General features: G+C 74.7%; 11 protein-coding genes. 2 read left to right on the plus strand and 9 right to left on the minus strand.

Annotated elements, in window-relative coordinates:
• Positions 1-472: PTS sugar transporter subunit IIA (locus tag ADK86_RS01285; RefSeq protein WP_159393749.1), on the plus strand; the 472-nt coding region annotated here is incomplete at its 5' end.
• Between the two features lie 168 nt (positions 473-640).
• On the opposite strand, the gene ADK86_RS01290 is transcribed toward ADK86_RS01285, so the two are convergent.
• The 7 genes from ADK86_RS01290 to ADK86_RS01320 form a co-directional block, all read right to left on the minus strand.
• On the minus strand, positions 641-1,600 hold the full coding sequence (locus ADK86_RS01290; protein ID WP_053694851.1) for a cation diffusion facilitator family transporter: 960 nt from the start codon (positions 1,598-1,600) through the stop codon (positions 641-643).
• 123 nt (positions 1,601-1,723) lie between these two features.
• Positions 1,724-2,926, minus strand: a complete 1,203-nt coding sequence (gene manA, locus ADK86_RS01295; protein ID WP_053694852.1) for a mannose-6-phosphate isomerase, class I — start codon at positions 2,924-2,926, stop codon at positions 1,724-1,726.
• Positions 2,927-3,134: 208 nt separating this feature from the next.
• A complete protein-coding gene (locus tag ADK86_RS01300; RefSeq protein ID WP_053694853.1) occupies positions 3,135-4,277 on the minus strand; it encodes an SIS domain-containing protein in 1,143 nt (380 codons plus the stop codon).
• Between the two features lie 65 nt (positions 4,278-4,342).
• Positions 4,343-4,525, minus strand: a complete 183-nt coding sequence (locus tag ADK86_RS01305; RefSeq protein ID WP_030594873.1) for a Trm112 family protein — start codon at positions 4,523-4,525, stop codon at positions 4,343-4,345.
• Between the two features lie 184 nt (positions 4,526-4,709).
• Positions 4,710-6,068 (minus strand): phosphomannomutase/phosphoglucomutase, encoded by a 1,359-nt coding sequence (locus tag ADK86_RS01310; protein WP_078951681.1) that lies wholly within the window; start codon positions 6,066-6,068, stop codon positions 4,710-4,712.
• A 107-nt stretch (positions 6,069-6,175) separates the two neighbouring features.
• Positions 6,176-7,792: an L-lactate permease gene (locus tag ADK86_RS01315; protein WP_053694855.1), complete on the minus strand. Its 1,617-nt coding sequence runs from the start codon at positions 7,790-7,792 to the stop codon at positions 6,176-6,178.
• A 247-nt stretch (positions 7,793-8,039) separates the two neighbouring features.
• Positions 8,040-8,483 carry a DUF3499 domain-containing protein gene (locus tag ADK86_RS01320; protein ID WP_078897859.1) on the minus strand — a complete coding sequence of 148 codons (444 nt, stop codon included), beginning with the start codon at positions 8,481-8,483 and terminating at the stop codon, positions 8,040-8,042.
• 271 nt (positions 8,484-8,754) lie between these two features.
• Between ADK86_RS01320 and ADK86_RS01325 the strand changes: the two genes are divergently transcribed.
• Positions 8,755-9,291 (plus strand): metallopeptidase family protein, encoded by a 537-nt coding sequence (locus ADK86_RS01325; protein WP_226048696.1) that lies wholly within the window; start codon positions 8,755-8,757, stop codon positions 9,289-9,291.
• A 191-nt stretch (positions 9,292-9,482) separates the two neighbouring features.
• Here the strand turns inward: ADK86_RS01325 and ADK86_RS01330 are convergent, their stop codons facing one another.
• Positions 9,483-11,030 (minus strand): DUF5719 family protein, encoded by a 1,548-nt coding sequence (locus ADK86_RS01330; RefSeq protein WP_053694856.1) that lies wholly within the window; start codon positions 11,028-11,030, stop codon positions 9,483-9,485.
• Positions 11,027-14,866, minus strand: a complete 3,840-nt coding sequence (locus ADK86_RS01335) for a glycosyltransferase family 2 protein (RefSeq protein ID WP_053694857.1) — start codon at positions 14,864-14,866, stop codon at positions 11,027-11,029. The genes ADK86_RS01330 and ADK86_RS01335 overlap by 4 nt, the downstream gene beginning before the upstream one ends.
• Positions 14,867-14,982 lie beyond the last annotated feature (116 nt).

Raw genomic sequence — 14,982 nt, forward strand, 5'->3', positions numbered from 1 at the left:
CACCACCCCCACCCCCAAGATCCTCTCCGGCTACCTCACCCCCCACACCGTGCGGCTCCATCTGACCGCCGACACCAAGGAAGCCGCGATCCGGGAGATGGCGGAGCTGGCGGCGCGTACCGGCAGGGTGGCGGATGTGGAGGAGCTGGTGCGGGTGGCGCTCGCGCGTGAGGCGCAGGGCACCACCGGCCTCGGCGAGGAGATCGCCATCCCGCACGCCAAGACGGACGCGGTGACCGCGCCGGTCGTCGGCTTCGCGCGTTCGGAGGAGGGCATCGACTGGGACTCGCTGGACGGTACGCGCGCCAGGCTGGTGTTCATGATCTCGGTGCCGGAGGCCGCCGCGGGCGACGAGCATCTGCGCATTCTGGCGCTGCTGTCGCGGAAGCTGATGGACGCGGACTTCCGGGCCCGGTTGCAGAGCGCGCCGGACGAGACGGCGGTCCTGCGGGTGCTGAGCGAGGTCGGCTGACCGAGCCGTACGACCAAGACCGTACGACCAAGACCGTACGACCAAGACCGAACGGCCGAAGCCGTACGAACGAGCGAGAGGGCCCCGCACCACACCAGGTGCGGGGCCCTCCCCCGTACAACAAGAGGCCCGGACAGGAGACAGGAGAGCGGGCTCCCGACGCTCCCCTCAGATCCCCCCAGGCGTCTTCGCCGGATCATCCCCCGCCGCAGCGGCCGACTCCCGGTAGATGTCCGGCTCCAGGTAGATCACGCGGGCGATCGGGACGGCCGCGCGGATGCGTTCCTCGGCGGCGTTGATGGCATCGGCGACCTCCTTCGCCGTGTCGTCGTGCTGGACCGCGATCTTGGCGGCGACGAGGAGTTCCTCCGGGCCGAGGTGGAGGGTGCGCATGTGGATGACGCGGGTGACGGTGTCGCCGTCGGCCACGGCCGCGCGGATCTTGGCGACCTGCTCGGGGCCCGCCGCCTCGCCGAGCAGCAGCGACTTGGTCTCGGCGGCGAGGACCAGGGCGATCAGGACGAGCAGGGCGCCGATGCACATGGTGCCGATGCCGTCCCAGACGCCGTTGCCGGTGGCGAGGGTGAGGCCGACGCCGCCGAGCGCGAGGACCAGGCCGACCAGGGCGCCGAAGTCCTCCAGGAGGACGACGGGGAGTTCGGGCGCCTTGGCGCGGCGCACGAACTGGGCCCAGCTCTGCTGCCCGCGCAGTTCGTTGGACTCCTTGATGGCCGTACGGAAGGAGAAGCCCTCGGCGATGATCGCGAAGACCAGGACGCCGACCGGCCAGTACCAGTGCTCCAGCTCGTGCGGGTCGTGGATCTTCTCGTAGCCCTCGTAGAGGGCGAAGACGCCGCCGATGGTGAACAGGACGATGGAGACGAGGAAGCCGTAGATGTAGCGCTCGCGGCCGTAGCCGAAGGGGTGTTCCTCGGTGGCGGCGCGCTTGGCCTTCTTGCCGCCGAGGAGCAGCAGCCCCTGGTTGCCGGAGTCGGCGATGGAGTGGACGCCTTCGGCCAGCATCGAGGACGATCCGCTGAAGGCGAAGGCCACGAACTTCGCCGCCGCGATGGCCAGGTTGGCGCCCAGCGCCGCGACGATCGCCTTGGTACCGCCTGATGCACTCATGGGTGGCGCGTTTCCCTTCCGTCGAACGGCCGCGGTGCGCAGCCTGTTCCGAGGCCGCTGCGTGGGCGGCTTTACGAACCCTTTAGGCGGGTCATTGTTGCAGCCCGCCCCGGCGGCCCTTCCTCAGGCCACCAGCGTTGCCCGGAAGACGGTGCCCTCTCCGGTGAGTTCCACGCGTTCCCCGGCCCGTACGAAGACCGATTCGCCCGGGGCGAGAGCCGCAGCGCCGTCCGTACCGGACCGCACCGTCACCTCGCCCGCCGTGCACAGCAGGATCTGCGGCGTGCGGTCGTCGAGCGGGTGGGGTGCGGTGCCAGGGGCCAGGACGAAGCGGGAGAGCCGGAATTCGTCGGTCGGGGTCCCGTAGACCTCCTCGCCCGACGCCGTGGCCTCCTCGGGGCGCAGTACCCCGGCGTCGCGGGGTTCGAAGCGGACCACGCGCAGCAGTTCCGGTACGTCGACGTGCTTGGGCGTCAGGCCGCAGCGCAGCACGTTGTCGGAGTTGGCCATCAGTTCCACGCCGAGGCCGCCGAGGTAGGCGTGCGGGATGCCGGCGCCGAGGAAGAGGGCTTCGCCGGGCTGGAGCCGTACGTGGTTGAGGAGCATGGCGGCGAGCACGCCGGGGTCGCCCGGGTAGTGGTGGGCGATGGCGGCGTAGGCGGCGCAGGCGTCGGCGTACGGGCCGTCCTCGGCGGCCAGGCGGCGGGCGGCGGCCGCGGCCTGTTCGACGGTTTCGGCCGTCTCGGCGTGGTCGGCGCTCAGTACGGCGGTGAGTACCTCGCGCAGCGCGGCGTCCGCCGGGGCGGCGCGCAGGATGTCGGCGTACGGCTTGAGGGCGCCCACGCCGAGCGCTTCGAGGAGGGCGGCGGTTTCGGCCGGGTGGCGGAAGCCGCAGAGCCCTTCGAAGGGGGTGAGGGCGCAGATCAGTTCGGGCTTGTGGTTGGCGTCCTTGTAGTTGCGGTGCGGGGCGTCGAGGGGGACGCCGCGCCGTTCCTCGTCGGCGTAGCCCTCCTTGGCCTGGTCGAGGTCGGGGTGGACCTGGAGGGAGAGCGGGGAGCCGGCGGCGAGCAGCTTGAGCAGGAAGGGCAGCCGGGGGCCGAAGGCGCGGACGGCGTCGGGGCCGAGTTCGCGTTCCGGGTCGGCGGCTATGACGTCGGCCAGCGACACCGGGCCGGCGCCGCGGTCGGTGCGGGAGGGGGCGCCGGGGTGGGCGCCCATCCACATCTCGGCCTGCGGTTCGCCGGTGGGTTCGGTGCCGAGGAGTTCCGGGATGGCGGTGGTCGAGCCCCAGGCGTAGGGGCGCACGGTGTTCGTGAGGCGATCCATGGTGGCGGGGTTCCTGACTTCTCGTGCGGGCTGCTCGCGTGTGTCGAACCGTACGGGGCGGGCGGGACGTTCCTGCTGGACAGGCCACGCCCACTGAGCAGGCTGTACCGACCGGACGGGGCACGCCCCACCGAACGGGCCGTGCCCTGGCCGCTCGGGCTCGTGGGCGGCTCGGGCTCGTGGGTGGCTCGGGCTCACCCGCCCACGGTCATGATCCCCCGGTCCCGGCGAGCCCCAGGTAAACGGCGGCGAAATCCGTGACGGCGAGGAGTTCGGCGGCCTTCTCCAGGTCGCTGCCGTCGTCCGGTTCCAGTTCGCTGACCGGTGTGTCGTGCTCCAGCACCAGGTCGCGGGCGGCGGGCGCAGCGGAGAGCGGGCCGGGCGGCTCCTCGCGCAGCAGGACGACGCGGGCGTGCAGGGCGGTGGGCTGGTCGACGCGGTCGCGGAAGAAGTCGTCCGGGTCGGCGCCGGCCGCGAACGGCCCGGCGAGCAGCGCGCCGTGCGTGGTCATCGTCTCGGGCAGTTCGCCGGCGAGCGCGGGCCGGCCGGCGAGTCCGGCCAGTACGGTCGCGAAGTGCCGGCCGACGGCCCCGGCGACGAGACCTTCGGTCCAGATCAGCGGCAGCGCGTCGGCGAGTTCGGCGGCGAGCGTCTTGGCGGGGTTGGAGTACGTACCGACGGCCGGGCCGCAGCGTTCGGCGACCTGGTCGAGGCGGTCGGCGAGCTGGGCGAGCGCTTCGGGCGTGGCGCTGAGCAGGCCGATCCGGTCGGCGAGCGCGAGCAGCGGGGTGAGCAGCGACCAGAGGGTGCCGGGGGCGGCGGGCGGCGCGCCCTCCCCGTCGAACTCGGCGTCGTACGGGGTGGTGGCCAGTGGGACGGTCAGGCCACGGGCCTGGACGACGGCGTCGGCGAGCGGGCCGCCGGCGGGGCTGACGGCGACGATCGAGCAGCCGCGGCGGTATGCCTGCTCGACCAGCTGCGCCAGGGCCGGGTCGGTGCCGTCCGGGGCGGTGATCAGCAGCAGGTCCAGGGGCCCGGACCAGCCGGGCAGGGTCCAGCGGAGCGCGCCGGTGCGGGCCGCGACGCCGGTGGGCCGGATGAGGGTGACCGGGCAGTTGCCGCCGCCGAGGGCGCCGAAGAGGTCGGCGACGCAGGCGGCGGCCGGTCCCGGGCCCGCCACGAGGACGGTGCGGGGCCGGCCGTCGGGCCGCAGGTCGGTGATGCCGGACTCGGCGGCGTTGCGGGCCGCCGTGCGGACCCGGGCCCCGGATTCGGCGACGCCGCGCAGCAGTCCGTGGCGGTCGGCGCCGGCCAGCGCTTCGGGTGCGTCCAGGAGGGACTCGTCGAGCATGGTGTGCGCTGCCTCCGATCGCCGGTACGGGCGGGGTGGGGTCCGGAACGGCTCCGGCGCCCGGGTCAGGCGGGGCGCCGTGCCTCGTCCACCAGGAGTACGGGAATGCCGTCGCGGACGGGGTAGGCGAGGCCGCATGCGGTGCCGGTGCACCGCAGCTCGGCCGGGTCGGCGTCCGACCGGTCCGCCAGCGGGGCGTGGCACGCCGGGCAGGCGAGGATCTCGATCAGGCTGGCGTCGACCGGCATGGGGGCTTCTCCTTCGGCGTGAATACGGCACTTGCCAGCGTACCGCCGGGGCGGGGCGGGGACGCGGCGCAGGTGGGGCCGGTGGCCGGACATGTCCGGCCACCGGCCCGTCGTCAAACGTTCAAGGACGTTCAGGAGCATCCGGGAACGTTCAGGGACGGCCGGAACCGTCCAGGACCGTGCTTCAGCCCCGTACGATCCCCAGCACCTCGTCCCGCACCCGCTCGACCGTCTCCCGGTCCCGGGCCTCGACGTTCAGGCGGAGCAGCGGCTCGGTGTTGGAGGGGCGCAGGTTGAACCACCAGTCGGCGGTGGTGACCGTCAGGCCGTCCAGTTCGTCGAGTTCAGTGCCCTCGCGGCCCTCGTAGGCGGCCCGGACGGCGGCGAGGCGGCCCGTCTGGTCGTCGACGGTGCTGTTGATCTCGCCGGAGGCGGCGTACCGGTCGTACTGGGCGACCAGCTGGGACAACGGGCCGTCCTGGCCGCCGAGCGCCGCCAGGACGTGGAGGGCGGCGAGCATGCCGGTGTCGGCGTTCCAGAAGTCGCGGAAGTAGTAGTGCGCGGAGTGCTCGCCGCCGAAGATGGCGCCGGTCCGGGCCATCTCGCCCTTGATGAAGGAGTGGCCGACGCGGGTGCGGACGGGGGTGCCGCCGCACTCCTTGACGACCTCCGGCACGGACCAGGAGGTGATGCAGTTGTGGATGACGGTGCCGGCCGGGTGCTTGGCCAGTTCGCGGGCGGCGACCAGGGCGGTGATCGCGGAAGGGGAGACCGGTTCGCCGTCGCCGTCCACGACGAAGCAGCGGTCGGCGTCGCCGTCGAAGGCCAGGCCGATGTCGGCGCCGGTCTCGCGGACGCGGGCCTGGAGGTCGGTGATGTTCTTGGGGTCGAGCGGGTTGGCCTCGTGGTTGGGGAAGGTGCCGTCCAGCTCGAAGTAGAGGGCGTCCAGTTCGATCGGGAGCCCTTCGAAGACGGTGGGGACGGTGTGGCCGCCCATGCCGTTGCCGGCGTCCACCACGACCTTCAGGGGGCGGATGCCGGTCAGGTCCACCAGGCCGCGCAGGTGGTCGGCGTAGTCGCCGAGGACGTCGCGCTGGGTGATGGTGCCGGGCCGGTCCGCGGGCTGCGGGCCCTCCCCGTCGCGCCACTGCTCGACCAGCGCGCGGATCTCGGCGAGGCCGGTGTCCTGGCCGACCGGCGCCGCGCCCGCGCGGCACATCTTGATGCCGTTGTACTGGGCGGGGTTGTGCGAGGCGGTGAACATGGCGCCGGGCAGGTCCAGCGCGCCGCTGGCGTAGTACAGCTGGTCGGTCGAGCAGAGCCCGATCTCGGTCACGTCTGTGCCGCGCGCCACGGCGCCGCGGGCGAAGGCCCGGGACAGGCCGGGCGAGGAGGGCCGCATGTCGTGCCCGGTCACGATCGCGGCCGCTCCGGTCACCTGGGCGAAGGCCGCCCCGAACAGCTCGGCCAGCGTCTCGTCCCACTGGTCGGGGACCACACCGCGCACGTCGTACGCCTTCACGATCTGCGACAGATCAGTCACAGCCAGCCCTCCTGATGTCATGACGGGGTCCCAAACCTACCCGTACGCGACCGACGGGAGGCCGGAGCGTACGGAGCCCGTACGCACATCCGCGTGTGCCCACGCCCCTACGGCAGCATCCACCCCAGCACGTCCGTGCTCTGTCCCACCACGATCAGGCACATCACCAGCAAAAGTCCCAGACTCCACGGCAGCACCCTGCGCAGCAGATCGCCCTCGCGGCCGGCCAGGCCGACCGCGGCACAGGCGATCGCCAGGTTCTGCGGGGAGATCATCTTGCCGAGGACGCCGCCGGAGCTGTTGGCCGCGGCGAGCAGGACGGGCGAGAGGCCGGACTGCCGGGCCGCGGTGACCTGGAGGGCGCCGAAGAGGGCGTTGGCGGAGGTGTCGGAGCCGGTGACGGCGACGCCGAACCAGCCGAGCACGGGCGAGAGGAAGGCCAGTCCGGCGCCCGCGGCGGCGACGAAGTGGCCGATGGTGGCGGCCTGTCCGGAGAGGTTCATGACGTAGGCGAGGGCCAGGACGGCGGTGACGGTGAGGATCGCCAGGCGCAGTTCGCTCACGGTCGCGGCCCATTCCCGTACGGCGGTGGCGGCCCGTACGCCCAGGACGGGGACGCTCAGCGCGCCGGCCAGCAGCACCAGCGTGCCGCCGGTGGCGAGCAGCGGCAGGGCGAAGGTGTTGCCGGCGACCGGCGTGCCGTCCGGGCCCACGACGTCCAGGAAGGGCCAGTCGAAGGTGCGGGTGGCCCGCGCGAGGAGGTCCTTGACGGGCGGGAGCTGGGCGAGGGAGAAGACGGCGACGATGAGGACGTACGGGGCGTAGGCGCGTACGACGTCGGCGCGGGAGTCGCGGACGTCCAGGTCGGCGCTGCGGGCGCCGGTCAGCACGGCGGCCCGTACCGGTTCGGCGGCGGGCCTGCGGGCGCCGGGTACGGCGACCAGCGCGGCGGCTCCGGCGAGGGCGGCGCCGATGTCGGCGAGCTGCGCGGAGACGTAGTTGGCCGCCGCGAACTGCACGGCGGCGAAGGCCAGTCCGCAGGCCAGCGCGGGCACCCAGGTCTCGCGCAGACCGCGCCGCCCGTCGACCAGGAACACCAGCAGCAGCGGTACGACGAGGGCGAGCAGCGGGGTCTGGCGGCCGACGACCGGGGCGACGGCGTCCAGCGGCAGGCCGGTGACCTGGGCGAGCGTGACCACGGGCGTGCCCATGGCGCCGAAGGCGACCGGCGCGGTGTTGGCGACGAGCGCGACGACGGCGGCCCGTACCGGCGCGAAGCCGAGCGCGACCAGCATCACCGCGCTGATCGCGACGGGCGCCCCGAACCCGGCGAGCGCTTCGAGCAGCGCGCCGAAGCAGAACGCGATGACCAGGGCCTGGACGCGGGGGTCGGCGGAGAGGCCGGAGAAGGAGCGGCGCAGGACGTCGAAGTGCCGGGTGCGGACCGTCATCCGGTATATCCAGAGGGCGTTGACGACGATCCACAGGATGGGGAAAAGACCGAAGAGCGCGCCCTGCGCGGCGGCGGACAGCGCCTGCCCGGCGGGCATGCCGTAGCCGAGGCAGGCGGTGGCGAGGGCGACGGCGAGGCCGGTGAGCCCGGCGCGGTGGGCCCGCATCCGTACGGCGCCGAGCAGGACGAGGACGGTGACCAGCGGCAGGGCCGCGACGAGCGCGGACAGGGCGAGCGAACCGGCTACGGGCTCCAGCGGCTGTACGAACACTCGGCCTCCCGGGCCTCCCGGTGGACAGATCGGACAGCTCCCCCGCCGTTTCCGGCATGCGGAAGCGGATCACCCGGGAGTGGAGGCATGGTGGTGTCCGCGCCGAGGCGGCGTCAATGCCGCGTACGGAAGTGCCGACGTGCGAAAGAGGCTGAAGTGCCGGAGTGCGGGCGGGCCGTGGCCGCCCGCGGGCCGACGGCGGTCCGCAAAAATCCGGTGACCGTCCCCGGGAATCCGGCGTCCGTCCTCAGGAGTCCGGCGACCGCAGCACCCGCAGATGCCCCCGGCGGGCGACCTCCATCGGATGCGCGTCACGGCCGTTGGGCCCGGAGACCTGTGGTCCGTTGCCGCCGCCCGCGGCGCGCTCCTGCGGGCGGGCGGCCTCGCGCACCGCGTTGGCGAGCGCTTCGAGGTCGTCGCCGCTGGGGCGGGCCGGTCCGGCGTCGGTGGCCAGGCGCACGACCTCCCAGCCGCGCGGCGCGGTCAGCCGCTCGGAGTGCTCGGCGCACAGGTCGTAGCAGTGGGGCTCGGCGTAGGTGGCGAGCGGTCCGAGCACGGCGGTCGAATCCGCGTAGACGTACGTCAGCGTTGCGACGGCGGGGCGGCCGCACGCAGTGCGCGAACAGCGACGTACAGGGCTCACGACGTTGGACGGTACCGCACTCTTGAGCGGGCCGCGATGACTCTCCACGACCTCACCCGACCGTGTCGTCCTGGTTCGTCCGGTGCGCCTGACCTGCGGGCGTCAGGCCCGGCCCACGGGGGAAGCACTGCGCCGGACGGCGCAGGGGGTCAAATCCCGTCACGACTGTGTGCATTTCGTGTCATTCCTCATGCTGTTCACGGTCCGGCGCATAGTCGCGAACGGACGCAACGAGCCTATGACCGGTCACTCGCCGACATGGCACCGGATCCGCCGCTCTCCCGCGCCGCCCGCCCCCGGACGGTTACGCTCGGTTCTGATGGACAACCCCGTACCCCCTCCGGCCGACGCCGGGGGGACCCCTGCCCCGGCCGGCACCGGCGGGACCACCGCGCCGGGCGGCGCCGGGCGAAGCCCCGCACCGGCGGAGCCGCGCCCGCGCCGCCGCGACCGCCACGGCCGCGGCATGCGCGGCCCGGTCGCGCCGCCCCAGGTACCGCTCTCCGTGAGCCGCGCGGACGCCTTCGTCGACCTGGTCTACGACTCACGGGACCGGCTGGAGCGGCGCTGGCCCCAGCTGGCGGACGTCGACTTCCTGGTGGTCGAGGTGCCGGGGTTCGGGCCCGACGGGGCCGCCGGGCTGCCGGACGACGAGGAGACGGTGCCGCTGGGCCGGCTGCTGCCCGCCGACGGCGACCGGCGGGACCAGGTGCTCGTCTACCGCCGCCCGGTCGAGATCCGTACGAAGAACCGCGACGAGCGGGCGCTCCTGGTCCACGAGGTCGTCGTCGAGCAGGTCGCCGAGCTGCTCGGCCTGGCACCGGAGTCGGTGGACCCGCGGTACGGCCAGGACTGAGACCGGGCGGGCGCTAGGCCCTGTCGTCAAATTCCCGCCTGCCGCGCGACGCCTGGCACGCACGCTCGCCGCGTTGTCGGGTTCTTCCCGGTACACCCAGTACCGGGAAGACCCTCCGCCTTGCGATCGCACGCACCAGACGCCGCGCGGCCCGCCCTACGGGCGAACGACGGGAATTTGACCCCCCGTCCTCACTTCGTCAGCAGCGAAAGGTCCTCCCCCGCCGTCGGCACCACGACCGTCCCCCGGTCGTCCGGCAGCGTCTGCACGGTGAAGGCCGGGAGGCCGCCCTGCGGCAGGGCCAGGGTGCGGGCCGCGTGGACCGGGCCGCTGCCCGCCTCCGGGGTGACGGTCAGCGCGTAGGAGCCCTTGAGGCCCTGCGGGCGCGGCGGCTCGACGGCGAGGGTGCTGCCGCCCTTGACCGTGTACGTCTTGGAGACCGGCGTACCGCCCCCGCTGCCCGCCGACGCGGTGACCGTGACCTTGGCGTCCTTGCCCTTCTCCGGCGCCACCAGGGACAGCGTGCTGCCCTTGTCCCGGTTGTCGGCGGCGGTGGCCCGCTCGCCGACCGGCCGCGTCGCCGGGATGAAGGCCATCTCCTGCTTGTCGCCCTTGCCGCGGGTGACCCGGAGGGCCGCGGTGACCGGTGCCGTGGAGCCGTCCGCCGGGGTGAGGACGAGCGAGCCCGCCTCGCCCTTGGTGAGGTCCTTCAGGTCGGCGGTCGTGGTCATGCCGCTCTTGACGTGCAGGGTCTCCAGTCCGGCCGGGGTGATCAGGCCGTTCGGGGTGGCCAGCTGCACCTTCAGGTCGGCGTCCGCCTTGCCGGGGGCGACGGCGACGAGATGGACGGAGGTGGCGTCGGCCGGGATGCCGGGCAGCACCAGGCCGGGCGCAGGGTCGGCCGCCGCGGGCAGCCAGTCGCCGCCGAGCTTGGCGTCGGCGGCCTGGACGGAGGCGCCGACCCGGCCCTCGCGCGCGGTCACGTGCAGCGCCGCGTCCTGGGTGGGCGTGCCGGTCAGCGTGGAGAGCAGCACCGGCACGGTGGCGTGCGGCGGGACGCTGATGTTCTCGCCGGAGGCGGACTGTATCGGGCCGTCCTTGCCGCGCAGGTCCAGATCGACGACGGCCGGGGTGTTGTCGGGATTGGTGAGGTGGACGTAGTCCTGGCGGTCCTTGGCGGTGCTCACGCCGGGGAACCAGAAGTCGGTGTCGGGTGCAGCGCAGGACAGGCCGAGCAGGCCGCGCCCGTTGCCGGCCGCGACGCTGGTGGTCTGCTGGACGGTCCAGCCGGGCGCGAGGGCGCCGTCGGCGGCCCCGACGAGGGCGGGCGCGTCCGCGCGGTCCGTGGTCGCGGTGACCGGCGTGCCGGGCTGCTTCAGGGGCGCGACGGGCTGGGCGTCCGGCTGCGCGCCCTGCCCGCCGTCCTTGCCCTTGCCGTCCTGCGGCGGCTTCCCCTTGCCGTCCTGCTGCTTGCCGGGCTGCGCCGGCAGCAGTCCGGCGGTGCCCTGGGCGCCCGCCTTGCCGCCCGTCCCCTTGGGCGTGAAGGCGGTGTACGCGGTGTCGCCGACCTCCGAGGAGGTGGGCGGCGGGCACAGCAGGGCGGACCGCTCGACGGGCAGCCGGGTGCCGCCCTTGGCCGCGCTGTCCCGTGGCGCGTCCGGGGCGGCGACGGCGGCGACGCCGGTGACCGCGCCGAGCGCCGCGGCCGCGCCGATCAGGGTCATGATGGTGCGCTTCACTGCTGGTCGCTCCCGTCGCGGCGGGGCTCGGGGTAGGAGCCGGGGTACGTCGTGCCGTCGCCGTAGGGCTGCTGGTGCGGCGGCTGCTGGGGCTGCTGGCCGTAGTGGTACGGGTCGTAGGCGCCGGGCTGGTACGGGCCGACGGCCTGGTCCGGGTCCGGCGGGTAGGGGGCGGTGCCCGGGTACGGATGGGCGTACTGGCCCTGGTCCTGCCCGTACGGCGGGGCGTCCTGGCCCTGCCCGTACGGCGGCTGCTGGGCGCCCTGGTACGGGTCGCCCGCCTCGTAGGGCTGCTCCTGCCCGTATCCGGGCTGCTGTCCGTAGCCCTGCGGGTCGTAGCCCTGCCCCGGGTCGAAGACCTGCTGCTGCGGGACGGCCGCGTACGGGTCGGCGGTCTGGCCGGCCATCGGGTCGGGGTGCTCGGCGCCCGCGGGCGCCATCGGGTCGGGTGCCGGCTCGCCGCCGGTGCGCGGCGCCGGGACGCCCGCTTCCGCGCCTTCGGGGGCGCCGGCGGCCTGCGCCGCGCGCAGCCGCCGGGCCCGGCGGCCCTCGCCCGCGGCGGCCTGCGCGGCCATCGCGGCCACGCCGTCCTCGGGCAGGTCGTCGTCGATCTCCCGGCGGCGGCCCGGCAGCGCGAGCACCACCAGGACGACGGCGAGCAGGCCCTGGGCCCACAGCCACAGGGTGTGGCCCATGGGGTCGTCGTATGTGAGGTCCAGGCGCCCGCCGGTCGCGGGCAGCTCGAAGCCCTGCGCCCAGCCGTCGGCCTTGACCGGCTTGAGCGCCTTGCCGTCGAGGGTGGCCTGCCAGCCCGCGTCGGCGGCGTCGGCGAGGCGCAGCACCCGGCCGTCGGGGCCGTTGGGCAGGTCGGTGTGGGCCTCGACCGGTCCGGCGGCGACCGGGACCGGCGCGGCGGCGCGGCCCGCGCGGGTGCCGTCCTTGGTCTCCGACGGCACGATCGTGACGCGTGCGACCCGCTGGTCCACGCGCCACAGGGCGCTGCCGTCCTCCTGGCTGAGCCGGGTCAGGCCGGGTGTGGCGTCCAGGACGCGGCCCATCTCGCGGGGCGCGCCGTCGCGGACCAGGACGTAGCGGATCGCGTAGCCGCCGAGCTGGTTGGTCTGGTCGGCGCCGGAGCCGGCCACCAGGTTGGCGACGATGCCGCCGAGCCGCTTGTCCTCGCCGGTCTCCGCGGCGATGTCGGCGTCCCCGAGGCGCGCGCCGGAGCCGCGTACCAGGGTGTACGCGACATGTCCGGCGTCGCCGTCGAGGACGAGGGTGCGGGCCCGGTCGACGGAGCCGGAGTCCTCGGCGACGAACGCGGGGACCTGGACGGCGGCGCGGCGCTCCAGCGGCCCGGCCGCGCCGGTGATCATCCAGCCAGCCGCCGCGTACAGCGGGGCGATCAGCGCGGACAGTGCGATCAGCACGGCGACCGGCTGCTTCCAGCCGAAGCCGAGGGTCTCCATACGGGCGCGGATGCCCTCGGCGCCGACGGCGGCGGCGCACAGCAGCGCCAGCCCGTAGACGAGGACGGCGGGCCCGGCCCACGCGGAGCGGTTGGCCAGGACGGCGAGGAGCAGGCCGGTCACGGCGACGGCCCAGGCCGTACGGACCGCGAACTGCCGGTCGGCGCGCAGGGTGGCGGCCAGCGCGGCCAGCACGATGCCCAGGAGCAGCACCCCGCCGGCGGCCTTCGGCCCGCCGGGGCTGATGCCGACCAGGTCCAGGACGGAGGCCGGTCCGGCGCCCAGGTCCAGTCCGGCTTCGCGGAAGAAGCGGGCGGGGTGGGTGAGCAGGGACAGCGACCAGGGCGCGAGGACGATCAGCGGGGTGACCGCGACGGCGAGGAAGCGCAGCGCGTACGGCAGGAGCAGGCCGCGGTTGCCGTCGAAGGCGCGCAGCACCAGCAGGCCGAGGCCCAGGGCCACGGCGGCGGGCCAGACGACCGGGGTGAAGGCGGTGGTGAAGGTGAGCAGCAGCGCGTACGCCCAGGCGGCGCGCCAGCTGGGCCGGGTGCCGGGGTTCAGCCGCAGCCCGCCTGCGGCGACGGCGGCGCGGGCCATCGGCGGCAGCAGGACGGCCAGGACGGCGGTGCCGATGCGGCCGCCGGCGAGGGCGCCGGTGGCGGCGGGCAGGAAGGCGTAGACGACGCTGCCCCAGGCGCGCAGCAGGCGGGAGGTGACCAGCGGCCGGGAGGCGAAGTAGGCGCTCAGTCCGGCGAGCGGTACGGAGCACACCAGCAGCACGGTCATCGCCAGGCCGGTGTTGCCGAGGAAGAAGGTGGCCGCCAGGGCGAGGATGGCGAGATAGGGGGGTGCGGCGGCGGTGCTGCCGGTGCCGGTGGCGTGCCAGCCGTCGAGGTAGCTCGACCAGAGGTCGCCGAGGCTGTCCGGGGCGGGCAGCAGGGCGCCGCCGGTGAGGGCGCCGGAGCCGAGCAGGGAGCGGCACGCGACGAGGGAGACGACGAGCAGGACGAGGAAGAGCACCGGGGCGGGCCGGCGGGCGATCCGCTTGAGCCGGGCGAACTGCTCGATCTCCAGGTAGTCGGCGTCGTCGCCGCCCGGCCCGGACTCGACGGCGCCGTGCCGTCCGGCGGAGGCCGCTTCGGGCGCCGAGCGGCCGGCGAGGTTGCCGGCGACCTGTTCGACGGTGGCCCGCACGGTCGCGCCGGGCGGCGGGAAGAGGGGCCGCAGTTCGCTCGCTTCGACGGCGGGCCGGCCGCGTTTCCTGCGCGCGGCGAGGATCGTGCCGGGGCGCAGCAGGGTGCCGAAGAGTCCGGCGAGCTCGTCGAGGGCCTGACCGGGGACCTTGCCGACGAGGTAGGCGAGGACGCGCAGCAGGGTGCCGAGGACGATGCGCAGGGCGACGTACGGCAGCAGGACGCCGCGCGTGTTGGCGAGGAGGGTGTAGACGGCGCCCGCCTTGTCGACCCGGTGGGGGCCGGCGACGGAGCGGCCGACGCAGTCGATGGGGCGGCGTTCGCGGGCGGACGCCTCGGCGTGCCGCAGAACCGCGTCGGGGGCGACGAGGACCTGGTGGCCGGCGGCCTGGGCGCGCCAGCACAGGTCGACGTCGTCGCGCATCAGGGGCAGTCGGCGGTCGAAGCCGCCCAACTGCTCGTACACGTCGCGCCGGATGAGCATGCCCGCGGTGGAGACGGACAGCACCGGGCGGACCTGGTCGTGCTGGCCCTGGTCCTGTTCACGGCGGTCCAGGCCGGTCCAACGGCGGCCGCTGCGGGCGATGCTGACGCCTGCTTCGAGGAGCTGGCGGCGGTCGTACCAGCTGCGCAGCTTCGGGCCGACGATCGCGGTGGAGGGGCTGGCGTCGGCGACCCGCAGCAGTTCGGCGAGGGCGCCGGGTTCGGGCGCGCAGTCGTCGTGCAGCAGCCACAGCCACTGGACGGGCTCGCCGTGCGGCAGTTCCGGCAGGTCGTAGGCGTCGTCGCGCCAGGTGCGGCTGACCGGGTCCCAGCCGCTGGGGCGTTGCAGGTACGGGAGGTCGTCGGGGCCGAGGACGGGGGCGGCGCGTACGGCCTCGTCGACGGCGGTGCCGAAGCCGGAGCGGCGGGCGAGGTGGAGCACCCGGTCGTCGCCGAGGGCTTCGCCGAGCAGCCGGGCGGAGCCGTCCGCGCTGCCGGTGTCGGCGCCGACGACCTGCTGCGGCGGGCGTTCCTGGCCGAGCAGCCCGGCCAGCGCGTCGGGCAGCCAGCGTTCGCCGTCGTGCGAGACGAGCACGGCGGTGACGACGTGCCGGGGGAACTCTGGGGTGCCGTCGTGGTACTGGGCGGCGGCTTGCGCGGCCTGGGCGGCCGGCTGACTGTGCAGGGACATCGAGGTAGGGGCCCTCCCCGGGGGTCTCGGGGTCCTCCCCCGGCATAGCGCTCGCTGTGGACTGCGACGGACGGCGACGCGGTGCGGGCGACGGCACGTCCCGTGGCCGGGTTGCC

Origin of the sequence: Streptomyces sp. NRRL F-5755, from assembly GCF_001279365.1 — a bacterium.
Classification (GTDB): Bacteria; Actinomycetota; Actinomycetes; order Streptomycetales; family Streptomycetaceae; genus Streptomyces; species Streptomyces rimosus.

What these genes read in the sequence shown, in the direction of transcription:
- ADK86_RS01290 (WP_053694851.1), bottom strand. Translation starts at nt 1,600, where the DNA reads ATGAGTGCATCAGGCGGTACCAAGGCGATCGTCGCGGCGCTGGGCGCC.
- ADK86_RS01325 (WP_226048696.1), top strand. Translation starts at nt 8,755, where the DNA reads ATGGACAACCCCGTACCCCCTCCGGCCGACGCCGGGGGGACCCCTGCC.
- ADK86_RS01305 (WP_030594873.1), bottom strand. Translation starts at nt 4,525, where the DNA reads ATGCCGGTCGACGCCAGCCTGATCGAGATCCTCGCCTGCCCGGCGTGC.
- ADK86_RS01335 (WP_053694857.1), bottom strand. Translation starts at nt 14,866, where the DNA reads ATGTCCCTGCACAGTCAGCCGGCCGCCCAGGCCGCGCAAGCCGCCGCC.
- manA (WP_053694852.1), bottom strand. Translation starts at nt 2,926, where the DNA reads ATGGATCGCCTCACGAACACCGTGCGCCCCTACGCCTGGGGCTCGACC.
- ADK86_RS01300 (WP_053694853.1), bottom strand. Translation starts at nt 4,277, where the DNA reads ATGCTCGACGAGTCCCTCCTGGACGCACCCGAAGCGCTGGCCGGCGCC.